Genomic DNA, 22348 nt, shown 5'->3' on the forward strand with positions numbered 1-22348 from the left:
GCTTCACCATTGGGCCACAAAGCCGAGGATAAGGTGCAGCCAGCCTTGTCCTCGGAGTGGCAGCATGCTGGAAAATGTAATTGCGACGCACCCGCGCCTTTTGCGCCTGAAACGCCGGAAAGTGCCTGCCATCTGGCTGTTGGCGGTGCTGCTGGCCATGACGGCGTTCGGCCTCTGGCACGTGTTTCGTACGCATGTCACCAACCTGGGCAGCTCGCAACTGATGAGCGAGCATGGCGTCTACAGCGCCTGGAACAGCAATAACGTGATTGTCCTGATCCGCCATGCCGAACGCTGCGACCGCTCCAACCATGCCTGCCTGGGTGACCCTGCCGGCATTACCGTGGACGGCAACCAGGCCGCAGCTGCTGTCGGCGATGGCATCCGCCGCCTGGGCTTGGCCAATGCCGACATCCTCAGCAGCCCGGAAGTGCGTACCCAGCAGACTGCATCGACCGTTTTCGGCAAGGGTATCGAAACCCAGGACTGGTTGGCACGCTGTGACAGCACCTTTGCCAACGCCGCCCTGGCGCACAAGCGCGAAGGCCACAACCTCGTACTGGTCACTCACAGCGGCTGCATCGACCACCTCGAACGGCAGCTGGGCGTGGCGGGCGGTGAGCGCGTTGCTGGCTATGCCAGCGCCCTGTTCGTCAGCAAAGACAGCAACGGCAAGGCCCACTTGCTCGGCCAGCTCAACGCCAACCAATGGCAAACACTCAACAGCAGCACAGGGAAGTAAGCATGCCCGCATCACGTACCACGTTCTACGTCTACAACCTGCTGTTGCCACTGCTGCTGGCAGCGATCACGTTCCTGCTGTTCGACCTGACCGAGCTGGACCGCTGGATCAGCAACCTGCTGCTGGACCCCGTTACCGGGCAGTTTCCGCTGTTGCATGACCAGCTGTTCGAAAAAGTGACCCATAAATGGCCGCGCATCCTGCCGAACTGGACCGGCGAGGCGGCTATCATCGGTTCGCTGCTGTCGTTCATCTGGCCACGCCTGGCAAACCACCCCGACGCGATGATTACCCGCGGCCTGAATGCGGCCCGCATCAGTCCGGTGCTGCGCTTCACCAGCCGTCATCGCCGTGATTTTCTGTTCGTGGTGGTGGCCTTTGCCCTCAGCACCACGGTCATTCATTACCTGAAAAGCCACACCAGCGTGTATTGCCCGGTGGAAACCTCGCTCTACGGCGGCCCCGAAGCGCGCGTGGAGTGGTACGAAAACTTCACCTGGTTCAGCAAGGCCGGTGAAGGCCGCTGCTGGCCCGGTGGCCACGCATCCAGCGGCTTCACCCTGCTGGCGCTGTACTTCGTGGCGCTGCGCCACCGCTGGCAGCATGCGCACAAGCTGCTGGTGGCCATCCTGCTGATCGGCTTCGTCTACGGCACCACCCGCGTACTGCAAGGCTGGCACTACATGTCGCACACCTTCTGGGCCGGCATCTTCGTGTGGTTGACCACCTGGGCCACCGCCCTGGGCTTCTACGGCCGCGAGGCACTGCAGGCACCGGTGCGGGAAACCGCAGACAGCAAACCGGTGAGTGCCTATGCTTGAGCAGTCCTACTGCTCAGGAGCACCGGCATGCCCACCCCAGATGACGCCCTGCTGCACAGCTGGCAGCACAACGCCCAAGCCTGGATAGATGCGGTGCGTGGCGGCGCCATCGAGAGCCGCCTGCAGGTCACCGACCAGGCAATCCTGCTGGCGATCCTCGGCCGCCAGCCTGGACGGGTGCTGGACCTTGGCTGCGGCGAGGGCTGGTTGCTGCGGGCGCTGGCCGATCGCGGCATCGAGGCGACCGGCGTGGATGGCGACGCCGCGCTGGTCGAGGCATCGCGAGCTGCCGGCTCAGCGCCCGTGCACCAGGCCAGCTATGTCCAGCTGGCCGAAGGCGAGGTGGATATCGGTAGCGACTACGACCTGATCTGCGCCAACTTCGCCCTGCTTCAACAAGACATCATTCCCTTGCTGGCGGCCATGAAGGCACTGCTCGCACCTGAAGGCGTGCTGGTGATCCAGACCTTGCACCCTTGGAGCGTAGCGGGCGCAGATTATCAGGATGGCTGGCGGGAGGAGTCGTTTGCCGGGTTTGCCGGGGACTGGCGACCGATGCCGTGGTACTTCCGGACCTTGACCAGCTGGCTAAATGCCCTGGAGATGTCGGGGTTCCGGTTGCTCAGCCTGCACGAACCGCAGCATCCGCAGAGCCCGGTGCCACAGTCGTTGCTGATGGTGGCTGGTTAGCCTGCCCGGTTAACGCTGGGCGGTGTCTTGGTCGGCAGGCGGGGTCAGCTGCAACACGCGATTGCGCCCGCCTTCAGCGAGCAGGTAGCCGCCCTTGCCATCGGCGACGATCGACTGCGGCGCCTTGAGGAAGGTCAGCACCACATGCTGGGTGCCATCGGCGTCAACACGCAGCAAGCGTGCGCGGTGCGTGTTGTCTTCGCTGATCCACAGGCCGCGCGGGTCGCACATGAGGAAGGTGGGATTGCGCAGGCCTTCGACCACTACCGGGTCTTTACCGTCGTCGGACAACGCACGCACGATGCCGGTGCCTTTTTCGGTATACAGCAGGCGGCCGTCGGCGCAGCGGGTCAGGCCTTCGGTTTCGGTCAGCCCTGAGCGCAGCACGTCGAGTTGGCCGCTGGCCCAGTCATAACGCATCAAGCGCCCATTGCCCTTGCGGTCTTCGATCGCATAGAGGTGATCGCCGTCGTTCCACAGCCCCTGCACGCTGTCACCGTCGAACAGGCGGGTGACCTGCCCATCGCGCGACAGGCTGACCGGTGCGTGGCCGCCTTCCTGGCTGAACACCCAGCCACCTTGGGCCGGGACCATACCGTCGGGTTTGGACAGGTTGTCGATCAGCACCACGCGGTCGCCGTTGGCGATGATCTTCAGGATGCTGCCCTTGCCGTCATCCAGTTCGCGGCTGACCAGCAGGCTGCCGTCGGCCTGGGGCAGCAGCGAGGCCGCCTTGGCCACGTCGCGGTGAAGCACCTCCACGCTCCAGCCACGGGCGGCCTGCACCGGGTAGAACGACTGCCAAGCGAAAAAACCCAGGGTTGCGGCAACCAGACCCGTGGTGGCGGTCAGGGCGATGCGGGTGCTGCGCCGGCGCAGGATGGGCATGAACGGGGCTCCTTTTTTGATTGGCCCGAATCCTAACAAGAGGATGTGAAAATTTCGTCATCAGACGACATGAAAACAAAAGGATATAAAAAGAACAAAAAAATCTAACCAAATGGAATTAAAAAATTGAAAGCCAAACGCCATCTCCTTAGGCTGGAAACACCGTTTTCCACCCTCTTCAAGGAACGCCCCCATGCCCTTCTCCCCCCTGCGCCGCCTGCTGGTCGGCGGTATCCTGGCGACTGTCGCCAGCAGCCTGTTGCCTTGGTCCAGTGCCTTGGCCGACGACACAAAGACCCTGCGCATCGGCTATCAGAAATTCAACAGCCTCAACATTCTCAAAGGCAGTGGGGCACTGGAAAAGGCCCTGGCACCCGAGGGCGTGAAAGTCAGCTGGCACGAATTCGCTGCTGGCCCGCAGCTCCTAGAAGCACTGAGCACCGGTGCCATCGACGTGGGCCATGCGGCCGACGCGCCCTCGGTATTCGCCCAGGCCGCTGGCAAGCCAGTGGTGTACCTGGCCGCCGAACAACCCTACCCGCGCGGCATCGGCCTGGTGGTGCGCGAGCAGGATCACCTGACTGCCGTGCAGGACCTCAAAGGCAAGCGCGTGGCCACTGGCCGCGGCTGGAATGCCCAATACCTGCTGGCCGTGGCCCTGGAGCAGGCCGGCCTGAGCTACCAGGACATCACCCCGGCCTATGTCAACAACGCCGCCGATGCCGTCGCCGCCCTGCAATCAGGCAGCGTGCAAGCCGTCACCTTGTGGGACCCGTTCCTCGCTGCGGCCGAAAGCCAGCCAGGCCTGAAGAACCTGCGCGATGGCAGCGGCCTGACCAACAACCGCACCTTCTACCTGTCCACCGCCACCTTCGCCGACCAGCACCGCGACCTGCTCAAGACCTTCTTCAGCGAGCTGGGTAAAGTCAGTCAGTGGGCAAACGCCCGGCCTGCCGAGGTCGCGCAATTGCTGGCACCGCAACTGGGCATCAGCGCCAATGTGCTGGAAGTGGCCAGCGAGCGGCGCAACTATAACGCCGTGGCCATCACCCCACAGATCGTCGCCGAGCAACAAAAACTGGCCGATACCTTCCAGGGCCTGGGCCTGATCCCGCACAAGTTGCAGGTGGCTGATGCCATCTACCCGGCTTCTGTTTTGCCGTGACCAGGGAGTAAAGGCAATGCCCCGCCACATCCGCTTCAACGCCTTCAGCATGAACGCCGCCAGCCATCAGTCCCCGGGCCTGTGGCGCCACCCGCGCAACACCAGCGTGGCATTCAACCGCCTGGACTACTGGACCGACCTCGCGCGCCTGCTGGAGCGCGGGCTGTTCGACGCGCTGTTCATCGCCGACGTGCTGGGCATCTACGACGTCTATCAGGGCAGCCCGCAAGCTGCCCTGCGCGGCGGCGTGCAGGTACCGGTCAACGACCCGCTGCTTGTGGTGCCGGCCATGGCCGGGGTCACCGAGCATCTGGGCTTCGGCGTGACCTTTTCGCTGACCTACGAGCACCCTTATCCCTTCGCTCGGCGCATGTCCACGCTGGACCACCTGAGCAATGGCCGGGTCGGCTGGAACATCGTCACCGGCTACCTCGACAGCGCCGCGCGCAATCTGGGCCTGGCCCGCCAGCTGGGCCATGATCAGCGCTACGACCTGGCCGAGGAATACCTGGAGGTGCTGTACAAACTCTGGGAAAAAAGCTGGGAAGACGATGCCGTGCAGCTGGAACGCGGAACCGGCCGCTACATCGAACCGTCGAAAGTGCATGCCATCCACCATGCCGGCGAACACTTCCAAGTGCCCGGCATGCACCTCTGCCAGCCTTCGCCCCAGCGCACCCCGGTACTGTTCCAGGCCGGTGCCTCGGCGCGTGGCCAGCAATTCGCCGCCCGGCATGCCGAGTGCGTGTTCATCAGTGGCCCGACACCCACCGTGCTGCGCCGCTACGCCGACGGTATCCGTCAGGCCAGCGAGGTGGCCGGGCGTGGCCGTGACGAGGTGCTGATCTATGCCCAGGCGCTGCTGATCGTCGCGCCGACCCCGCAAGAGGCTCAGGCGCGCTTTGCCGAATACCGTCGCTACGTCGACCTGGACGCCGCCCTCGCCCTGCTTTCGGGCTGGACCGGCATCGACTTGGCCGGCCTCGACCCGGATGCGTACATCGAGTACGTCGAGAACAACGCTGGCCGTGCCGCCCTGGCGGCGTTCACTGCCGCCGACCCGAACCGCCGCTGGACCGTGCGTGAGGCCGCAGAATTCGTCGGCCTGGGCGGACGTGGCCCAGTGCTGGTCGGTTCACCCGGCGAGATTGCCGACCAGCTGGAGCACTGGCTCGACCAGACCGGCATCGACGGTTTCAACCTTACCTATGCCGTGCAACCGGACGACCTGGCCAACGTCGTCGAACTACTGGTGCCGGAACTGCAGCGCCGTGGCCGCTATCCGCTGAACTACACCGATGGCACCTTGCGCCACAAGCTGTTCGGCCAGGGCGACCGGCTGCCCGAGGCCCACGCGGGGCGCCAGGTTTGCATTCAGTAACTGAATGTCGAGTATTTCAACATTTAATTTGTGGATGATGCGGGCTGCCCCCTATGCTGTCCGCACATCCCCTGCACGCACCGGCCGGTGTGGTCCAAAGCACGGGGAGAGAACAACAAGTCGAGACCGCTCATGTCGAACCACTCCTACTTCGCCCCCCACGGTGGGCACCCAGCTCAGACCGAGCTGCTGACTGACCGTGCCATGTTCACCGAAGCCTATGCCGTCATCCCCAAAGGCGTAATGCGTGACATCGTCACCAGCCACCTGCCGTTCTGGGACAAGATGCGCATGTGGGTCATCGCCCGCCCGCTGACCGGTTTCGCCGAAACCTTCTCGCAGTACATCGTCGAAGTGGCCCCGGAAGGCGGCAGCGAGCGCCCTGAACTGGACGCGAACGCCGAAGCCGTGGTGTTCATCGTCGAAGGCGAGCTGGACATCACCGTTGAAGGCAAGCACCACACCCTGACCCCAGGCGGCTATGCCTTCCTGGCCCCGGGCGCCGAGTGGAGCCTGCGCAACAACAGCAAGGCCAACGTCACCTTCCACTGGCTGCGCAAGCACTACCAGAAAGTCGAAGGCCTGGCCGTGCCTGAGTCGTTCGTCACCCACCGTGACAACGCCACCGTCATCGAAATGCCAGGTACCGAAGGCCGCTGGGTCACCACCCGCTTCGTCGACATGGCCGACATGCGTCACGACATGCACGTCAACATCGTTACCTTCCAGCCGGGCGGCGTGATTCCGTTCGCTGAAACCCACGTCATGGAACACGGCCTGTATGTGCTGGAAGGCAAGGCGGTGTACCGCCTGAACCAGGACTGGGTCGAAGTGGAAGCCGGCGACTTCATGTGGCTGCGCGCCTTCTGCCCGCAAGCCTGCTACGCCGGCGGTCCAGGCAAGTTCAGCTACCTGCTGTACAAAGACGTCAACCGTCACGTGCACCTGACCCTCAACCCACAGCGTTGAGTTCAGGCTGATGCTCGAAAGCCCGCCACCTGGCGGGCTTTCTGTTTGCCGCTCATACTGAAAGGCCCTGCCCCATCGCGCGGTACTCGCCATGAACCGCTGCCTGCTGCTTGCCGTACTGCTTGTTGCCACCGCCAGCCAGGCGGCTGATGACTGGAAGATCGCCTACGACCGCGAAGGTATCCGGGTCTACCTGGCCGCGGCTGCTGATTCGCCCTACCAACAGTTTCGCGGCGTCAGCACCATGAAAGCCAGCGTGCGCACCCTCACCGACCTGCAGGAAAACCTGCGGGTCGCGTGCAAATGGCTGTATGCCTGCGAGCAGATGCGCCTGCTTGATGTGGATGGCGACAGCACCTGGGTCTACCTGACCACCGACCTGCCGTGGCCGACCCTGCCACGCGACATCATTCTCAAGGTCCGCACCGAGCGCCTGGAGGACGGCACCCTGGTGCGGCACCTCAGCGCCGAACCGAAGCGCCTGCCAGAAGAGCCGGGGTTGATCCGCGTCCAGCACCTGTCGGGCGAATGGGTCATGAAGCCGCTTGGGGAGCGGGAAACCGAGGTGACCTACCAGTTGCAGGCCGACCCCGCCGGGGATGTACCAGGCTGGCTGGCCAACCGCTTCGTCGTCGATGCCCCGGTGGTGACGCTGCGCACGTTGCGTGCGGTAGCCGAGCGCCAACAACCCTGAGGAGCCCTATCGCCCTGGCCCCATCACTGGCTCGCCGGCGATGAGGCCATAAGCGTCTGTCGCGTTTACTCAACCACGCCACAGGCCACACGGGCACCACCACCGCCCAGTTTCTCAGGGTGGTCGCTGTGATTGTCGCCACCGGCATGCACCATCAGTGCATGGCCTTTGAAATCCGTAGCCTTCAGACGTGGTGCCAATACCGGGTAGGTGGCTTTGCCGTCGGCGCCGACATACAGCGCCGGCAGGTCGCCCCGATGGCCGCTGTCATCGTAGGGGCCTTTGTGTGAATTGGTGGAATCCGGGTCCCAGTGCCCACCGGCAGCGCCCGCTGGAACCGGCTTGCCGTTTTCCTCAGCCGGTGCGCAGGAGGCCTTCTGGTGCAGGTGGAAGCCATGCACACCCGGCGGCAGGTCCTTGAGGTCAGGGGTGAGCACGGTGCCGTACTTGTTCTGCTCGATGCTGATAGTACCGATCGACTTGCCTGAGCCATCAGGCCCGGCCAGCTTCAGTTCTACCGTCTGTGCGGCCTGGGCGAGACCGGCCGAGGCCAGCAATGCGGTAAAGACTACTGCTTTCATGTCGCTTCTCCATGGCTTGGGACAGGTGGGTTTCATACCACGTAATGAATGGGACTGCACAGCTTGCCAGCCATTCCATCCAGCCACAGACTGAAACACTTCCCCTATCCCGCCCCGGAGCCCGTCCGCGTGTCCCTCAAAGCCCTGCGCACCCTGGTGACCATCGCCCGCCACGGCACCTTCGCCCGTGCCGCCGACCTGCTTAGCCTCACCCCTTCAGCGGTGAGCCTGCACATCAAGACCCTCGAGGACGAGCTCAAGGTCGCACTGTTCGATCGCAGCCGTCGCCAGGTGGTGCTGACCGAGGCCGGGCAACTGGCAGTGGCGCGGGCCGAGCATATCCTCGGCGCCTACGACGAACTGGCCGATGCCCTGGCCAGCGGGCCAAGCCTGCGTGGCCGGCTACGCCTGGGCGCAATCCACACTGTTCTGGCCAGGCGCCTGCCCAAGGCCCTGGTCTGGATCAAGGCGCACCACCCGGAACTGCACATCAGTGTCAACTCAGGGATGTCGGCGGAGCTTGCACGGCGCGTCGAAGATGGCGAGCTGGACGCGGCGATCACCACGGAACCGGTCAGCCCCTACCCGCAGAGCCTGGATTACACACCGCTGTTCGAAGACCGCTTCTGGGCCATCGCCAGCCCCGACCTGGCGGGCCAGAGCCTGCCACAGCTGTTGGCCAGCCAGCCGTTCCTGCGTTTCGACAAACGTGCCTGGGCCGGGCGGCAGATCGAGCAGGAGCTTCGCCGCCAGCATTTGCAGGTCAGCGAACAGATGGAGCTGGACAGCCAGGAAGCGCTGGCACGCATGGCGGTGATGGGGCTGGGTGTAGCGATCATCCCCATGGCCGATGACGACCTGCAACGCTTGCCCGCCGCCACCTGCCTGCCATTTGGCGAGCCGCAGCTGGTACGGCGGGTGGTGTTGCTGGAACACGAGAAGAGCCAGCGGCGGCATCTGACTGCCGTGCTGAGGACGGCCATGGACGCCTGAATGTGCAATTTTTCTCAACAGTCACTGCAGAAATCAACGTTTTTCCCTATCGGTCAGCCACGCTAACCTGTGGCCGTACCCGACCACGGAATGACACCCATGCTCCACCTGCTGCTGACCACGCTGGTGCCCATCATCCTGCTGATCGCGCTGGGCACCTTCCTGCGTGTGCGCGGCTTTCTCGCCGAGTCGTTCTGGCCCGGTGCCGAACGCCTGAGCTACTACGTGCTGCTGCCTTCGCTGTTCCTGCATGGCCTGGCCACGGCCAACCTTGATGGCGTGCCGGTGCTGGGCATGGTTGGCGTATTGATGCTTTCGACCTTGCTGGGCGCCGTGCTGCTGTTGCTGTACCAGGGCGCGGCAAACCACGAAGGCGCTGACTTCACCTCGGTATTCCAGGGCGGCGTGCGCTTCAACAACTACATCGGCGCCACCCTCGCCGCCGGCCTCTACGGCAGCGCCGGGATTGCCCTGGCAGCCGTGGCCAACGCGGCCATCGTACCCTTGGTCAACCTGCTCTGCGTGCTGGTATTCGCCCGCTTCAGTGCACGCCACAGTTCACCCGCGACCGTGCTGCGGGCCATCTTCGCCAACCCGCTGATCGTCGGCTGTGCCGGGGGCCTGTTCCTACGGGTCAGCGGCCTGGGGCTACCGGCAGGCCTGGAGCCCACCGTCAAGGCGCTGGGCCAGGCCGCACTGCCCCTGGGCCTGCTGTGCGTGGGTGCCGCGCTCGGCGGCGCCAGCCTCGGCCAACAAGTGCGCCCCTTGCTGGCAGCATCGGCCTTCAAGTTCCTGGTCATGCCGCTGACCACCTGGGGCCTGTGCCGCCTGCTTGGGCTCAGTGGCCAAGCGGCGGTCGTGGCCGTGCTGTTCCAGGCATTGCCGACGGCTTCATCGTCCTATGTGATGGCGCGGCAGATGGGTGGCAACGCGCCGCTGATGGCCACCATCATCGCCCTGCAGACCGTGCTTGCCGCCGTGACCTTGCCTTTGGTGATAATGCTTGCGCTGAAGTGAATCCGCTTGGCTAGACTGTGACTCAGCCCACACTTCGGAAATTCGCCCATGCGCCTCTCGTGGATGGTGATCGGCCTGACCGCCCTGCTCGCAGGCCCCTTGCATGCCGCCGAAAGTGCCAAGGCCGCCGTCGCCGAAGAGAAGGCAGAAAAACTGGAAAAAAAGGTGGTGGAAGATGCTCCAGCGCCGAAAAAGACCGAGACCATTACCCCTGGCGAGGTGCAGGCAGTGGACCCGGCCGGCCAGGCGCCGATGGACGACAGCATTACCTGCCTGGCACGGACCCTCTACTGGGAAGCCAAGGGCGCCGACGCCCAGGACATGAGCGCGGTGGCCAGCGTGGTGCTCAACCGGCTGGGCCATGACGGCTTCCCCGACACCATCTGCGGCGTGGTCAAGCAGGGCGTGGAGTCCAAGGCTTGCCAGTTTTCCTGGTGGTGCGACGGGCGCCCCGACCAGGTCGAGGAAGCGCAGCGCTACGACGTGGCCAAGGAAATCGCCCGCAAGGCCTTGAACCAGCAGCTCAAGGACCCGACCGGGGGCGCGCTGTATTTCCACGATCGTAACGTGCATCCGGACTGGGCCAAGGCGTATCGCAAGACGGCCGAGACCCGGCACTTTCTGTTCTACAAGCCAAACCAGGCACTGGCGCGTTGAGCGGCCATTGCACTTTTCTGACGCTCACCGGTCTACTCCCTCTTTTGCCGCTTGCAAGTCTTTGCCGGCGTTTAATTGCTTTGCACGAGACCGGGGCCAAAAGCCTCGGGCTTGTGTAGGATGAGCAGCGCATACCAAGACGCTGCCAGTCACAGGGAGATCCACATGCGCGTCCTGTCATCCATTGCCGCCTTGTCGCTGGGCCTGGTCCTGTCGACCGGGGCCCTGGCCGTCACTGGCGAAGAGGCGCAGCTGATCGATTCGATCAACACCTACCGCAGCCAGGCCCAGCGCTGCGGTGACGAGGTGTCGGTGGAACTGCCGCCGCTCAACAGCGACACGCGCCTGGCGCTGTCGCCGGAAGGCACTCGCGACCTGCAGCAAGCCATGAGCCGCGCTGCCTACCCGATGGTCAACGTACAGGCGATCAGCCTGTCTGGCCCACGTGATGCAAATGCGGCCATGAATGCCGTCAAGGAGAGCTTCTGCCAGGTGGTCCTCGACCCGCAGTTCGTCGATATCGGCGTCAGCCAGGAAGGCCGCGACTGGCGCATCGTGCTGGCCCGGCCCTTGCTCAGCGGGCGCCTGGGCGACTGGCAGGCCGAAGGGCAGAAGCTGCTGCAGGCCATCAACAGTGCGCGCAAAGCGCCACACCAATGCGGCGGCCAGCCATTCCCCGCAGCACCGGCGTTGAGCTGGAATACTGCGCTGGCGGGTGTGGCGGCGAATCATACGCGGGCCATGGCCAACCAGAACTTCTTCGACCATCTCGACAAGGAAGGGCGCACCCCGGGCGACCGGGCAGAGCTGGCCGGCTATCTGTATCGGCAAATTGGCGAAAACATCGCTGCAGGGCGTGACACGGCACAGAAGGTAGTGGACGGCTGGATGGACAGCCCGGGCCACTGTGCCACCCTGATGAACCCGGACTTCCGCGAAATGGGCGCGGCCTATGCGGTGGACCCGAAGAGCGATGCGGGCATCTACTGGACCGGTTTGTTTGGCACGCCGCAATGACCCTGCAGGAGCGTGAAGCACTCATGCAGTGCCGTCGCGTAGACTGACCGCTCGTGAACAACTGAGACGCACCTCATGGCTCTGGATACCTGGTTCATCTACCTGCTGGCAAGCATGGGCCTGTCGCTGACCCCCGGCCCGAACAGCCTGCTGGCCCTGACCCACGGCGCACTGTATGGTGCGCGCCGTACATTGTTCACCATCGTCGGCGGGGTGTTCGGCTTCAGTGCACTGATTGCCCTGGCGATGTTCGGGCTGACGGCGCTGCTGCAAACGTCGGCTTCTGTACTGACCGTGCTCAAGTGGGTCGGTGGCGCTTATCTGGTGTGGCTGGGCATTCAGCTCTGGCGCAGCCCTGCCCTGCATCTGGAGATGACCGAACGCGGTGCTCGCCTGAGCAATCTGGGGATGTGCCGCCAAGGCCTGCTGTCTGCTATCGCCAACCCTAAGGTGCTGTTGTTCTATGGGGCTTTCTTGCCACAGTTCATCGACCCGCAACGCGGGCTGTTGCTGCAGTTCGTGATCATGGCAGCGACCTTCGCCAGCGTGGAGTGCGTGGTCGAATACGTGCTGGCGCGCCTGGCGTTTCGTATCCGGCCATGGCTGGCCAAGGGCGGCAAGGGCTTCAATCGCTGCTGCGGCAGCCTGTTCGCGTTGATTGGCGTGGCCTTGCCGCTGGGCCGTTAATTTCCTAACCTCGCCGTGAAGCCAGCAGGAAGACCACCAGAGCCAAGCCCGGCAGAGCTGCCCCCACCAGCGCCACACCGTGCCAACCCTGTTGGGCAAACACCGCACTGGCCACCGCCGACCCTGCTGCACCGCCAAGGAAGATGCTGGTCATGTACAGCGCATTCAGCCGCCCGCGGCTGGCCGGGTCCAGTGCATACACCTCGCGCTGGCCGATGACCATGTTCATCTGCACCGCAAAATCCAGCAGCACCCCGGTCAGCCCTAGACCGATCACGCTGTAGCCGGGCGTGGTCAGCCCCATCAGCAGCGCCGCCGGCGCCAGCACCAGCGCCAGCAGCGAACCGGCACGGGCATGGCCGGCATCGGCCAGGCGGCCCGCCATCGGTGCGGCGATGGCACCGACCGCGCCCACGAGGGCGAACAAGGCGATCTGGCTTTGCGACAGGCCATGCTCGCCAGCCAGGGCCAGCGGCACCGCAGTCCAGTACAGGCTGAACGCTGCGAACATCAAGGCCTGGTACAGCGAGCGCTGACGCAGCACCGGGTATTGGCGCAGTAGGGCCACCAACGACAGCATCAGCCCGGCATAACTGGCCTTGTGCTCAGGCACCCGGCGCGGCAAGGTCAGCGCCAGCAACAGGATGATTGCCAGCATCAGCCCCGCTGCTCCGATGAACACCGTGCGCCAGCCAAAGTGGTCGGCGACCAGGCTCGACAGCGGCCGCGCCAGCAGGATCCCCAGCAGCAGCCCCCCCATGATGTTGCCGACCACCCGCCCGCGCTGTTGCTCGGGCGCAAGGTGCGCTGCCAACGGAATGAGCATCTGCACAGCCACCGAACTGAAACCGATCAGCAAGGCATAAGCCAGGAACAGCGGCCCCTGGCCGCTGCTGCTGGTTCCTGCCAGCAGCAGACTGACGCAGGCGAGCACGGCGGTAATGATCATCAACCGGCGGTTTTCCACCAGGTCGGCCAGCGGCACCAGCAGCAGCAAACCCAGCGCGTAGCCCAGCTGGGTCAGCGACACGATCAGGCTGGCGTGCTCGGTGGACAGGCCCAGGTCTGGGGCGATCAGCCCGACGATGGGCTGCGCATAATAGATATTGGCGACAATCGCGCCACAGCAGAACGCCAGCAGCGCGACCAGGGCACGGCTCAGGCCGGCATGGGCTGGCTGGGCAGCAGCTAGGGAGGAATTCATGCGAGGTACCTCGGCATCGGGTTGGAATATGCCTGGCACCTTACCGGGCACTTGCCAGCGAGAGAATCCAGCCTGGGCGCAACAGGGCTTTGCGCCAGGCGCAACGGCAGCGGGTCAAGGCTTGAGCAAGGTTTCGCAAAAGCCGATGAACGCGTTGACCCGGCGTGAACCGCGATGGTTGGGCAAGTACAAGGCATTGATACTGTCGTTGGCGGTGCCGGGGCTGACCTGCCAGTCCGCGAACAGCCGTTGCAGGCGCCCGGCCGCGACATCCTCGCCTACCAGCCAGTCGGCCAGCAAGGCGATGCCGCTGCCGGCCAGCGCCGCTTCACGCAACAGGTCGGCATTGGCGCTGCGCAGCGGCCCGCTCACTTCCAGCTCCAGTGCCTCATCAGCCCGCTGCAGGCGCCAGGCGCGTGCTTTTTGCCCATAGCGAAAACGCAGGCAGGCATGCTGCAGCAGTTGCTCGGGGTGCAACAGCGGATCACGCGCAGCCAGGTAATCGGGGCTTGCCACCAGCCAGCGCTGGAAGCGGCCGAGTTGCCGACACACCAGCTCGTCGTTCGGTGACGGGTCACCGAGGCGAATGGACAGATCGTAGCGGCCGTCGAGCAGGTCATCGAGCCGGTCGCTCATGTCGATGTCCAGCTCCAATGAGGGATGCTTTGCCAGGAATGGCCCCAGGTGCGGTGCGATCACGCGACGGCCGAATTCCACCGGCAGGCACAGGCGCAACACACCGACCGGCTCGTCGCCACGGTCGGCGACGCTGGCATCGGCTTCCTCCAGTGCGTCGAAGATTTCCCGTGCCCGCGCATAGTAGCGTGCGCCCCCTTCGGTCAGGCTGACCTGGCGCGTTGAGCGGTTGAGCAAGGTGGTGCCGAGTTCCGCCTCCAGCGCATCGACCAGGCGCGTCACCGACGAGGTGGCTACGCCGAGCCTGCGCGCCGCTGCGGAAAAGCCCTGGGCATCGACTGTCGCGGTGAACATCTTCATCGCCAGGAGCTTGTCCATACGTACCCCGATTCTCAAATCTCGGAACAGTCCTACAAACGACGAGGCCGGTCAAGAAGCGCACAGCAGAGCGATCAGGTCCATAGTGGAAGCACCTTCACCCGAGCGAGAACTTCCAATGACGATTACCAATCTGCTCAATGCCCTGCCCCTCTGCGACCCAGCGGCTGCCGAGCGGGTCGATGAACTGCTGCAACGCCCTGGCCTGCGCATCGAACGCATCGTCTCCTGCGGCCAGGCCAGCCCGCCCGGCTACTGGTACGACCAGGCCGAAGGCGAATGGATCCTGTTGCTGACCGGCAGCGCCGGGCTGCGCCTTGAGCATGAGAACCACACCCGCTTGCTGGTGCCTGGCGACTGCCTGGACATTCCGGCGCATTGCCGGCATCGGGTGGAATGGACTGCCCACGGCACCTCAACCCTCTGGCTGGCCGTGTTCTACGACCGCAGCGCGCCATGGCCCACGTCCTGACATCCTGGCTCTTTCTTCACACCAGCCCGCTGCATTACTTGCAGCTACCTGGTATTTCTGCCAGTTGTCGGTCCCGAATCGCGCCTCAATACTGCGCCAGCGTGCCAAAAAGGCGCTTAGAACATGGCAAAAACATCCGCCTTCGCCAATTGCGCATGCCTTAACAGGCTTCGAGTGGGCAATGATTCAACTGCATGACTCAAGCCACACGCTGTGGATCGATTGAGGCATTGAACATGCGCATCGCAACACTATTATCTCTTCTACTGCTGTCATCGGGATGCATGCCCAGCCCCCCCAGTCATGACCGCAGCAACAGCGCCACGCCTACCCAACCGGCACAAGTACGCATCAGCCAGATCACCGGCCAGCCATGGCAGCTACCTGGGCAACTGGCGAGCAAAGGGCCGGCCGCGGCCCGTCAGCTGAAGGACTGGTACGACGCCACGCCAGCACAATGCGGTGGCCCCGACAAACCCGCACACCTGTGCAGCGGCATCATGTTGCGGGCCACCGATAGTAACCCGGATTTTCTACCCTGGGACCCCAGTCCCGGCGCGATTACCTTGGGCGGGGTTTCATTCTCCTGGTTACGCAGCGATCAAACCTTCACTTCGACCTGGGAAAACTGGAACGGCTTTATCCTGTATCCAAACCAGACCATTCCAGAAGACAAGATCCGAGACATCAAGGTTCTCTGCAGCTTCCCGACCAATGCCTTGACCTGGAACCGGCCCACCCTGCAAGGCTGTGGTCCGCTCACAGGTGTTGCCGACACCGATACCTGCCAGAACCTTGGCATCAACGATGCCCCAACCTGGCTGAACAAGTACCAGCAAGGCCCGATGGAAAACATCTGTGGCTGGGACGTGCGAGACGGTGCGGGCCCGACGGCGTCCTGGTTCAAGGCATCGATTGATGCTCACCAAGGCCGTACCGGTTCGGCCCGTGCAGTATTCAACGAGTTGATGCTTTCAACGTGGGAAATCGGTAAAGGCGCTACGCTGCCTATCCACTCCTTTTTCTATCCGACCAAAAACCTTCAGTCTCGGGCCAAAGCCAGATACGACCAGGCCCGCTACCACGAGCAATACGGGGAAGTACTGCCACTGATACGTCTGGCGCTGCCTCGCACTCCGGACTCAACGACCGTGATCAGTTACCTGGAAGGTGACCAGGCAGTCGGCCCGGGCATTGCCCATTACCGTGTGGACTTCGAAGACCTGCCAACCGGGCAACCCCTTGATGTGGTCTCTGGCGGGCTTGGCTTTTCTACCGCGCTGTCAAAGCACGTCGAAATCAGCAACGTCAGGCATGACACTGAGCAGGTTGCCGGCAATTATCTACTCGTCAACCTGGCCGTGGACATTCCTGTGGATGCCGTCGAAGGTTCGAGCGGCAAACGCAAGCTGGCGTTCTCCTGGGGTTGCGATGCGACATGCGCTGTAGTCGACCTGAACACCGGGCATGAGACCCAGCTGCTTGAAGACGATGACAGCGGCCCTCTGCGCTTCGGCCGCGTGGAGATCGAGGTGGATGCGCCTAGTATCCTTAGGGTCCAGGGAGGCTGGGGAGACCAGATCATCATTGACAACCTGACTATTGACTGAGGCCTGCAACCGGCATGGCAACTGGACTTGAGACTGCCAGCTGTGCAGGTACGTCCAAATGCCACGCCCGCCTCTTGGAACAAAAGTCGAAAATCGCAGGTAAATCCAAACAACGCTTAACCGCCTATTTACTGCAAATTTCCTAGCACGATCTAGGCTTATAGCCACGTTCCGGCAAGTTCGGCCCTGCGACAATCAGCCCCACAAAATTATGTACCAACTTGTTAATTAGCAAGCTAAGGGCTTAAACTGCGCGCATTCCACCTGCTGAGATCCCTGGCATGAACGAAACACCGCGCGCCTCTGGCGCCACAAACATCATCCTGGTCGGCCTGGGCGTCATCGTCGCTCTGCTTGGCCTCCTCCTGGCTGCTGGCGGCATCAAGCTCGCCGGCCTGGGCGGTTCCTGGTACTTCCTGATCGGCGGCCTGGCCATGGCCATCGCCGGTATTCTCATCGCCCGCCGCAAAAAAGCCGGCGCTTGGCTTTACGCCGCGTTCCTGCTCGGCACCGCCATCTGGGCACTGATCGACGCCGGCCTGGTGTTCTGGCCACTGTTCTCGCGCCTGTTCATGTTCGGCGCGATCGGCATGGTGGTGGCGCTGGTCTACCCGATGCTCGCCCGTGCCAACGGCGCCAGCGCCGGCCGCGGTGCCTATGGCATCGCCGGCGCGCTGGCCGTGGTGCTGGTGATCGCCGCCGGCAACATGTTCGTCGCCCACCCAAGCGTTGCCCCCACCGGCAAAGGCCCGGGCATGACCCCGGTCGAAGCCGGCAAGGAGCAGAAGGACTGGGCCCACTACGGCAACACCGAAGGTGGCAGCCGCTTCGCCGCGCTCGACCAGATCAACCGTGACAACGTCAACAAGCTCAAAGTAGCCTGGACCTACCACACCGGTGACGTCGCCATCAGTGACGGCAACGGCGCTGAAGACCAGTTGACCCCGCTGCAGGTCGGCAACAAGGTGTTCATCTGCACCCCGCACAACAACCTGATCGCCCTCGACGCCGACACCGGCAAAGAGCTGTGGAAGAACGAGATCAACGCCCAGTCCAAGGTCTGGCAGCGTTGCCGTGGCATGGCGTACTTCGACGCCACCGCCGCCATCGCCCAGCCGACCCAGCCGAACAGCTCGCCAATCACCGGCGGTAGCGTTGCAGCCGGTGCCAACTGCCAGCGTCGCCTGCTGACCAACACCATCGACGGCCGCCTGATTGCGGTCGACGCCGACAACGGCGAGTTCTGCCAGGGCTTTGGCAACAACGGCCAGGTCAACCTGATGGCTGGCCTGGGTGACGTGCCGGACTCCTTCTACCAGCTGTCCTCCGCACCATTGATGGCCGGCACCACCGTGGTGGTTGGCGGCCGCGTCGCCGACAACGTCCAGACCGACATGCCAGGCGGCGTGATCCGTGGTTTCGACGTGATCACCGGTGAAATGCGCTGGGCCTTCGACCCGGGCAACCCGGAAGACCGCAAGGCGCCAGCCGATGGCGGCACCTACGTGCGCAGCACCCCGAACAGCTGGGCACCGATGTCCTACGACCCGGCGATGAACACCGTGTTCCTGCCAATGGGCTCGTCATCCACCGACATCTATGGTGTTGAACGCAACAAGCTGGACCACACCTACGGCGCGTCCGTATTGGCCCTGGACGCCACCACCGGCAACCAGAAGTGGGTATTCCAGACCGTGCACAACGACCTCTGGGACTTCGACCTGCCGATGCAGCCGAGCCTGATCGACTTCACCAAGGACGACGGCAAGTCCGTGCCTGCGGTAGTGATCGGCACCAAGGCCGGGCAGATCTACGTGCTTGACCGCGCCACCGGCAAACCGCTGACCCAGGTCGACGAAGTGCCGGTCAAGCCAAGCAACATCCCTAACGAGCCGTACTCCCCGACTCAGCCAAAATCGGTAGGCATGCCACAGATCGGCGCGCAGACGCTGAGCGAATCGGACATGTGGGGTGCCACTCCGTATGACCAGCTGCTGTGCCGCATCGACTTCAAGAAAATGCGCTACGACGGCCTGTACACCGCGCCGGGCACCGACCTGTCGCTGAGCTTCCCAGGTTCGCTGGGTGGCATGAACTGGGGCAGCCTCTCCACCGACCCGGTGCATGGCTTCATCTTCGTCAACGACATGCGCCTGGGCCTGTGGATCCAGATGATCCCGTCGCAGAACAAGGGCGACGCAGCCTCCGGTGGTGAAGCACTGAACACCGGCATGGGCGCTGTACCGCTCAAGGGCACCCCCTATGCGGTGAACAAGAACCGCTTCCTGTCGGTGGCTGGCATTCCGTGCCAGGCTCCGCCATTCGGCACCCTGACCGCGATCGACATGAAGACCCGCCAGATCGCTTGGCAGGTACCGGTCGGCACCGTTGAGGACACCGGCCCGCTCGGCATCCGCATGCACCTGCCGATCAAGATCGGTCTGCCAACCCTCGGCGGTACCCTGTCGACCCAAGGCGGCTTGGTATTCATCGCTGGCACCCAGGACTTCTACCTGCGCGCCTACGACAGCAGCAACGGTAATGAAATCTGGAAAGCCCGCCTGCCTGTCGGCAGCCAGGGTGGCCCGATGACCTACGTTTCGCCGAAAACCGGCAAGCAGTACGTGGTGATCACCGCTGGCGGTGCGCGCCAGTCGACTGATCGTGGCGACTATGTGATTTCTTACGCCCTGCCGTAAGACCGCGTCGCTCCGTTCGCGGGTGAACCCGCTCCCACAGGACCTACGCTGCCCATGCTGATGGTGCAGCCCTTGTGGGAGCGGGTTCACCCGCGAATAGGCCCCAAAAACAACACGAGACACAGCAATGCCATCCGTTATCCGCATCACCCCAACCCTGCTGCTGGCCCTGGCCTGCACCCCTGCCCTGGCCGACGGCGACCTGCTCAACCGCAGCACCATGACCGGTGACTGGGGCGGCCTGCGTCATCAGCTCGAAGAAGACGGCGTCAAGATTACCGGCGACTACAGCGGTGAAACCGCCTACAACGCCCACGGCGGCCTGCACCGCTCGGCGCGCTACTCGCAGAACATCAAGCTCGGCGCGCAGTTCGACCTGTCGAAACTGTACGGGCTGGAAAACGGCGGCAAGGTCCAGCTGACCATCAACGACCGCCGCGGCAACAGCGCCTCGGAAGACCTGGTCGGCAACCGCCTGCCGATCCAGGAAAACTACGGTGGCCTGTACACCCGCCTGACCGAGCTGAGCTACGAGCGCACCCTGTTCACCCCGGCACTCAACGTGAAGCTCGGCTACATGGCCATGGGCAACGACCTCGGCGGCCTGGACAGCGGCATCCTTTGCAACTTCATGAACGCCGGTTTCTGCGGCCACCCGCTGAACATGTCCGGCGGCAGCGGCTGGACCAACTACCCCAACGCCCACCTCGGTTTGCGCGTGAAGTACGACCTGTCACCGTCCTGGCAGCTGCGCGTGGCGGCGTTCAACGTCGACCCCGAAAGCAACGGCAACTCCAGCCGTGCCTGGCACCTGGGCCCCAAGCACACCACCGGTACCGTGGTGCCCGTGGAACTGGTGTACAAGCTGCAGGGCGAACTGCCGGGCGAGTACAAGCTGGGTTACTACTACGACAGCTCCGACGTGAAGCGCGTCGACAGTGACAAGAAAGTGTCCGGTCGCGGTGGCCACTACCTGCTGGTCGATCAGGCCGTATGGAATGACGCCGGCTCGCCGGGCCGCAGTCTGCATGCCTTTGGCCAGTACTCGGCGTCGAGCGAGGCCGCCTCGCCGTTCACCAAGTGGTATGGCGCCGGCGTGGTGCTGTACAAGCCGTTCGAAGGCCGCCCGCGCGATACCGTGGCCCTGGGCTATGGCCGCGCCGTGCCGAACCCGCGTAGCCGCGATGTACAGGAGGATGCCGCCTTCAATGCCGGGCAGCCATTCCCCAACATCGACAATGCCGAGCAACTCATCGAACTGAGCTATGGCTACCAGGCCACGCCGTGGCTGAACCTGCGCCCGGATGTGCAATACATCATCGAACCGGGTGCGTTCTCCGGGAAGGACATCGACAACGCGCTGGTGGTTGGCCTGCAGGTCAAGGCCACTTTCTAACATTGCTGGGGGCCGCGCTGCGGCCCCTTCGCGTCGGTTCGACATCCCGATAATTCCGCACCTACAGCCCACGACCCGCTGGCACACCCTCTACCCTCGGTCTTTACTCAACCCTTCAGCGCAACGGAGGGCGAGCCCGATGACCACCGCAACAGAAGGCAAACTGAACGTTTGGGCGCTCACCGCCCTGGTCGTCGGCTCCATGATAGGTGCGGGCATCTTTTCCCTCCCGGCCACCTTCGGCCGTGCCACGGGCGGGCTGGGCGCAATCATCGCCTGGTGCATCGCCGGCTTCGGCATGCTGATGCTTGCCTTCGTGTTCCAGACCCTGGCCCGCCGCCGTCCCGACCTCGATTCGGGAATTTACGCCTATGCCAGCGCCGGCTTCGGTAGCTACCTGGGCTTTGCCTCGGCGTTCGGCTTCTGGGCCGGCACCTGCATTGGCAATGTTTCCTACTTCATCCTCATCAAATCCACCCTCGGCGCCTTTTTCCCGGTGTTCGGCGAAGGCAACACGGTGGCCGCCATCGCGGTCTCCTCGGTGCTGCTGTGGGCCTTCCACTTCCTGGTACTGCGCGGCGTACAGCAGGCTGCGGTGATCAACAGCATCGCCACGGTGGCGAAGATGATCCCGATTCTGGTGTTCCTCGTGGTGATCATTACCGCCTTCGATACCGAGCTGTTCACGCTGAATTTCTGGGGTACTGCAGGCGCAGGCCCGGCCGTAGACCTGGCTCACCTGGATGACTATGGCCGGGTCGGGCATGCCGCCGCCGAGATGCTCCCGCCAACGGAATCGCTGTTCGAGCAGGTGCGCAGCACCATGCTGGTCACCGTGTTCGTGTTTCTCGGCATCGAAGGCGCCAGCGTGTATTCGCGCTATGCACGCAATCGCCGTGATGTCGGCATCGCCACGGTGCTTGGCTTCATCGGCGTACTGTGCCTGCTGGTGCTGATCACTCTGCTCAGTTACGGCGTGATGCTGCGCCCGGAGCTGGCCGGCTTGCGCCAACCGTCGATGGCTGGTGTGCTGGAGGCCATCGTCGGGCGTTGGGGGGCGATCTTCATCAGCATCGGGCTGATCATTTCGGTGCTCGGTGCTTATCTTTCGTGGACGCTGCTGGCCGCCGAGGTGCTGTATAGCGCAGCCCACGACCAGGCCATGCCGGCCTTTCTCACCCGTGAGAACCCGCACCAGGTACCCTCGGCCGCGCTATGGCTGACCACCTTGTTCGTGCAGCTGTTCCTGTTGCTGACCTGGTTTACCGAGTATGCCTTCACCCTGGCGCTGGAGCTCACCAGCTCGCTGACGCTGATCCCGTATCTGCTGGTGGCGGCCTATGCGTTGAAGTTGGCGTCGAGCCGGGAGACCTATGAGAACGATGCACGGGAGCGTGGCAAGGATCTGCTGATCGCCGTGCTGGCGACGGCCTACGCGCTGTTGATGGTCTGGGCAGGAGGGATGAAGTATCTGCTGCTCTCGGCCGTGATCTATGGGCCGGGGACGCTGCTATACATCAAAGCGCGCAGGGAGCAGCAACGTCAGGTGTTCAACGGCTTCGAGCGGGCTGTGTTCGCGGTGGTAGTGCTGGGTGCCATCATCGCGGTGTATGGGTTGGTCAGCGGGGCGATTGAAATCTGACACTACCAG

General features: G+C 63.7%; 21 protein-coding genes. 17 read left to right on the top strand and 4 right to left on the bottom strand.

From position 1 onward, the window contains the following. Window positions 1-64: 64 nt before the first annotated feature. The 3 genes from APH28_RS20205 to APH28_RS20215 are packed head-to-tail and all read left to right on the top strand — an operon-like array spanning window position 65 to window position 2253. Window positions 65-742 (top strand): histidine phosphatase family protein, encoded by a 678-nt coding sequence (locus APH28_RS20205; RefSeq protein ID WP_060512295.1) that lies wholly within the window; start codon window positions 65-67, stop codon window positions 740-742. 2 nt (window positions 743-744) lie between these two features. Beyond that, window positions 745-1563 (top strand): phosphatase PAP2 family protein, encoded by an 819-nt coding sequence (locus tag APH28_RS20210; RefSeq protein ID WP_060512296.1) that lies wholly within the window; start codon window positions 745-747, stop codon window positions 1561-1563. Between the two features lie 27 nt (window positions 1564-1590). After that, window positions 1591-2253 (top strand): class I SAM-dependent methyltransferase, encoded by a 663-nt coding sequence (locus APH28_RS20215; protein ID WP_060512297.1) that lies wholly within the window; start codon window positions 1591-1593, stop codon window positions 2251-2253. Between the two features lie 9 nt (window positions 2254-2262). On the opposite strand, the gene APH28_RS20220 is transcribed toward APH28_RS20215, so the two are convergent. Then, on the bottom strand, window positions 2263-3141 hold the full coding sequence (locus APH28_RS20220) for an SMP-30/gluconolactonase/LRE family protein (RefSeq protein WP_060512298.1): 879 nt from the start codon (window positions 3139-3141) through the stop codon (window positions 2263-2265). A 193-nt stretch (window positions 3142-3334) separates the two neighbouring features. Between APH28_RS20220 and APH28_RS20225 the strand changes: the two genes are divergently transcribed. From APH28_RS20225 to APH28_RS20240, 4 genes are all read left to right on the top strand, one after another. Further along, window positions 3335-4306: an aliphatic sulfonate ABC transporter substrate-binding protein gene (locus tag APH28_RS20225; protein ID WP_060512299.1), complete on the top strand. Its 972-nt coding sequence runs from the start codon at window positions 3335-3337 to the stop codon at window positions 4304-4306. Window positions 4307-4322: 16 nt separating this feature from the next. Further along, the gene (locus tag APH28_RS20230) at window positions 4323-5687 is read left to right on the top strand and encodes an LLM class flavin-dependent oxidoreductase (RefSeq protein ID WP_060512300.1); all 1365 of its coding nucleotides are present in this window, start codon (window positions 4323-4325) and stop codon (window positions 5685-5687) included. 132 nt (window positions 5688-5819) lie between these two features. After that, window positions 5820-6656 carry a bifunctional allantoicase/(S)-ureidoglycine aminohydrolase gene (locus tag APH28_RS20235; RefSeq protein ID WP_060512301.1) on the top strand — a complete coding sequence of 279 codons (837 nt, stop codon included), beginning with the start codon at window positions 5820-5822 and terminating at the stop codon, window positions 6654-6656. A 91-nt stretch (window positions 6657-6747) separates the two neighbouring features. Continuing rightward, window positions 6748-7350 carry an START domain-containing protein gene (locus APH28_RS20240; protein WP_060512302.1) on the top strand — a complete coding sequence of 201 codons (603 nt, stop codon included), beginning with the start codon at window positions 6748-6750 and terminating at the stop codon, window positions 7348-7350. A gap of 65 nt (window positions 7351-7415) precedes the next feature. On the opposite strand, the gene sodC is transcribed toward APH28_RS20240, so the two are convergent. Next, window positions 7416-7931 carry a superoxide dismutase family protein gene (sodC, locus tag APH28_RS20245; RefSeq protein ID WP_060512303.1) on the bottom strand — a complete coding sequence of 172 codons (516 nt, stop codon included), beginning with the start codon at window positions 7929-7931 and terminating at the stop codon, window positions 7416-7418. Window positions 7932-8060: 129 nt separating this feature from the next. On the opposite strand from sodC, the gene APH28_RS20250 reads away from it, so the two are divergent. The 5 genes from APH28_RS20250 to APH28_RS20270 all read left to right on the top strand — a co-directional run bounded on the left by APH28_RS20250 (window position 8061) and on the right by APH28_RS20270 (window position 12302). Beyond that, window positions 8061-8924, top strand: a complete 864-nt coding sequence (locus APH28_RS20250) for a LysR family transcriptional regulator (protein ID WP_060512304.1) — start codon at window positions 8061-8063, stop codon at window positions 8922-8924. A gap of 99 nt (window positions 8925-9023) precedes the next feature. Continuing rightward, the gene (locus APH28_RS20255) at window positions 9024-9941 is read left to right on the top strand and encodes an AEC family transporter (RefSeq protein WP_060512305.1); all 918 of its coding nucleotides are present in this window, start codon (window positions 9024-9026) and stop codon (window positions 9939-9941) included. 48 nt (window positions 9942-9989) lie between these two features. After that, the gene (locus APH28_RS20260) at window positions 9990-10598 is read left to right on the top strand and encodes a cell wall hydrolase (protein WP_060512306.1); all 609 of its coding nucleotides are present in this window, start codon (window positions 9990-9992) and stop codon (window positions 10596-10598) included. Window positions 10599-10763: 165 nt separating this feature from the next. Then, the gene (locus APH28_RS20265; protein ID WP_060512307.1) at window positions 10764-11615 is read left to right on the top strand and encodes a CAP domain-containing protein; all 852 of its coding nucleotides are present in this window, start codon (window positions 10764-10766) and stop codon (window positions 11613-11615) included. Between the two features lie 75 nt (window positions 11616-11690). Next, a complete protein-coding gene (locus tag APH28_RS20270) occupies window positions 11691-12302 on the top strand; it encodes a LysE family translocator (protein ID WP_060512308.1) in 612 nt (203 codons plus the stop codon). A 4-nt stretch (window positions 12303-12306) separates the two neighbouring features. Here APH28_RS20270 and APH28_RS20275 read toward each other — a convergent pair whose 3' ends face one another. Both APH28_RS20275 and APH28_RS20280 read right to left on the bottom strand, forming a co-directional pair. Further along, the gene (locus APH28_RS20275) at window positions 12307-13506 is read right to left on the bottom strand and encodes an MFS transporter (RefSeq protein ID WP_060512309.1); all 1200 of its coding nucleotides are present in this window, start codon (window positions 13504-13506) and stop codon (window positions 12307-12309) included. Window positions 13507-13620: 114 nt separating this feature from the next. Next, on the bottom strand, window positions 13621-14520 hold the full coding sequence (locus APH28_RS20280) for a LysR family transcriptional regulator (protein WP_060512310.1): 900 nt from the start codon (window positions 14518-14520) through the stop codon (window positions 13621-13623). 118 nt (window positions 14521-14638) lie between these two features. Between APH28_RS20280 and APH28_RS20285 the strand changes: the two genes are divergently transcribed. From APH28_RS20285 to APH28_RS20305, 5 genes are all read left to right on the top strand, one after another. Beyond that, window positions 14639-14992 (top strand): hypothetical protein, encoded by a 354-nt coding sequence (locus tag APH28_RS20285; RefSeq protein WP_060512311.1) that lies wholly within the window; start codon window positions 14639-14641, stop codon window positions 14990-14992. A 236-nt stretch (window positions 14993-15228) separates the two neighbouring features. After that, window positions 15229-16602 (top strand): hypothetical protein, encoded by a 1374-nt coding sequence (locus tag APH28_RS20290; RefSeq protein ID WP_156340930.1) that lies wholly within the window; start codon window positions 15229-15231, stop codon window positions 16600-16602. A gap of 281 nt (window positions 16603-16883) precedes the next feature. After that, window positions 16884-19301, top strand: a complete 2418-nt coding sequence (locus APH28_RS20295) for a glucose/quinate/shikimate family membrane-bound PQQ-dependent dehydrogenase (RefSeq protein WP_060512313.1) — start codon at window positions 16884-16886, stop codon at window positions 19299-19301. A 127-nt stretch (window positions 19302-19428) separates the two neighbouring features. Beyond that, window positions 19429-20697: a carbohydrate porin gene (locus APH28_RS20300; RefSeq protein WP_060512314.1), complete on the top strand. Its 1269-nt coding sequence runs from the start codon at window positions 19429-19431 to the stop codon at window positions 20695-20697. Between the two features lie 139 nt (window positions 20698-20836). Beyond that, complete coding sequence (locus APH28_RS20305) at window positions 20837-22339, top strand: amino acid permease (RefSeq protein WP_060512315.1); 1503 nt, start codon at window positions 20837-20839, stop codon at window positions 22337-22339. Window positions 22340-22348: the final 9 nt, after the last annotated feature.

The organism is Pseudomonas sp. NBRC 111124, assembly GCF_001320245.1.
GTDB lineage: Bacteria > Pseudomonadota > Gammaproteobacteria > Pseudomonadales > Pseudomonadaceae > Aquipseudomonas.

What these genes read in the sequence shown, in the direction of transcription:
- APH28_RS20205 (WP_060512295.1), top strand. Translation starts at nt 65, where the DNA reads ATGCTGGAAAATGTAATTGCGACGCACCCGCGCCTTTTGCGCCTGAAA.
- APH28_RS20210 (WP_060512296.1), top strand. Translation starts at nt 745, where the DNA reads ATGCCCGCATCACGTACCACGTTCTACGTCTACAACCTGCTGTTGCCA.
- APH28_RS20215 (WP_060512297.1), top strand. Translation starts at nt 1,591, where the DNA reads ATGCCCACCCCAGATGACGCCCTGCTGCACAGCTGGCAGCACAACGCC.
- APH28_RS20220 (WP_060512298.1), bottom strand. Translation starts at nt 3,141, where the DNA reads ATGCCCATCCTGCGCCGGCGCAGCACCCGCATCGCCCTGACCGCCACC.
- APH28_RS20225 (WP_060512299.1), top strand. Translation starts at nt 3,335, where the DNA reads ATGCCCTTCTCCCCCCTGCGCCGCCTGCTGGTCGGCGGTATCCTGGCG.
- APH28_RS20230 (WP_060512300.1), top strand. Translation starts at nt 4,323, where the DNA reads ATGCCCCGCCACATCCGCTTCAACGCCTTCAGCATGAACGCCGCCAGC.
- APH28_RS20235 (WP_060512301.1), top strand. Translation starts at nt 5,820, where the DNA reads ATGTCGAACCACTCCTACTTCGCCCCCCACGGTGGGCACCCAGCTCAG.
- APH28_RS20240 (WP_060512302.1), top strand. Translation starts at nt 6,748, where the DNA reads ATGAACCGCTGCCTGCTGCTTGCCGTACTGCTTGTTGCCACCGCCAGC.
- sodC (WP_060512303.1), bottom strand. Translation starts at nt 7,931, where the DNA reads ATGAAAGCAGTAGTCTTTACCGCATTGCTGGCCTCGGCCGGTCTCGCC.
- APH28_RS20255 (WP_060512305.1), top strand. Translation starts at nt 9,024, where the DNA reads ATGCTCCACCTGCTGCTGACCACGCTGGTGCCCATCATCCTGCTGATC.
- APH28_RS20260 (WP_060512306.1), top strand. Translation starts at nt 9,990, where the DNA reads ATGCGCCTCTCGTGGATGGTGATCGGCCTGACCGCCCTGCTCGCAGGC.
- APH28_RS20265 (WP_060512307.1), top strand. Translation starts at nt 10,764, where the DNA reads ATGCGCGTCCTGTCATCCATTGCCGCCTTGTCGCTGGGCCTGGTCCTG.
- APH28_RS20270 (WP_060512308.1), top strand. Translation starts at nt 11,691, where the DNA reads ATGGCTCTGGATACCTGGTTCATCTACCTGCTGGCAAGCATGGGCCTG.
- APH28_RS20275 (WP_060512309.1), bottom strand. Translation starts at nt 13,506, where the DNA reads ATGAATTCCTCCCTAGCTGCTGCCCAGCCAGCCCATGCCGGCCTGAGC.
- APH28_RS20280 (WP_060512310.1), bottom strand. Translation starts at nt 14,520, where the DNA reads ATGGACAAGCTCCTGGCGATGAAGATGTTCACCGCGACAGTCGATGCC.
- APH28_RS20285 (WP_060512311.1), top strand. Translation starts at nt 14,639, where the DNA reads ATGACGATTACCAATCTGCTCAATGCCCTGCCCCTCTGCGACCCAGCG.
- APH28_RS20290 (WP_156340930.1), top strand. Translation starts at nt 15,229, where the DNA reads ATGCGCATCGCAACACTATTATCTCTTCTACTGCTGTCATCGGGATGC.
- APH28_RS20295 (WP_060512313.1), top strand. Translation starts at nt 16,884, where the DNA reads ATGAACGAAACACCGCGCGCCTCTGGCGCCACAAACATCATCCTGGTC.
- APH28_RS20300 (WP_060512314.1), top strand. Translation starts at nt 19,429, where the DNA reads ATGCCATCCGTTATCCGCATCACCCCAACCCTGCTGCTGGCCCTGGCC.
- APH28_RS20305 (WP_060512315.1), top strand. Translation starts at nt 20,837, where the DNA reads ATGACCACCGCAACAGAAGGCAAACTGAACGTTTGGGCGCTCACCGCC.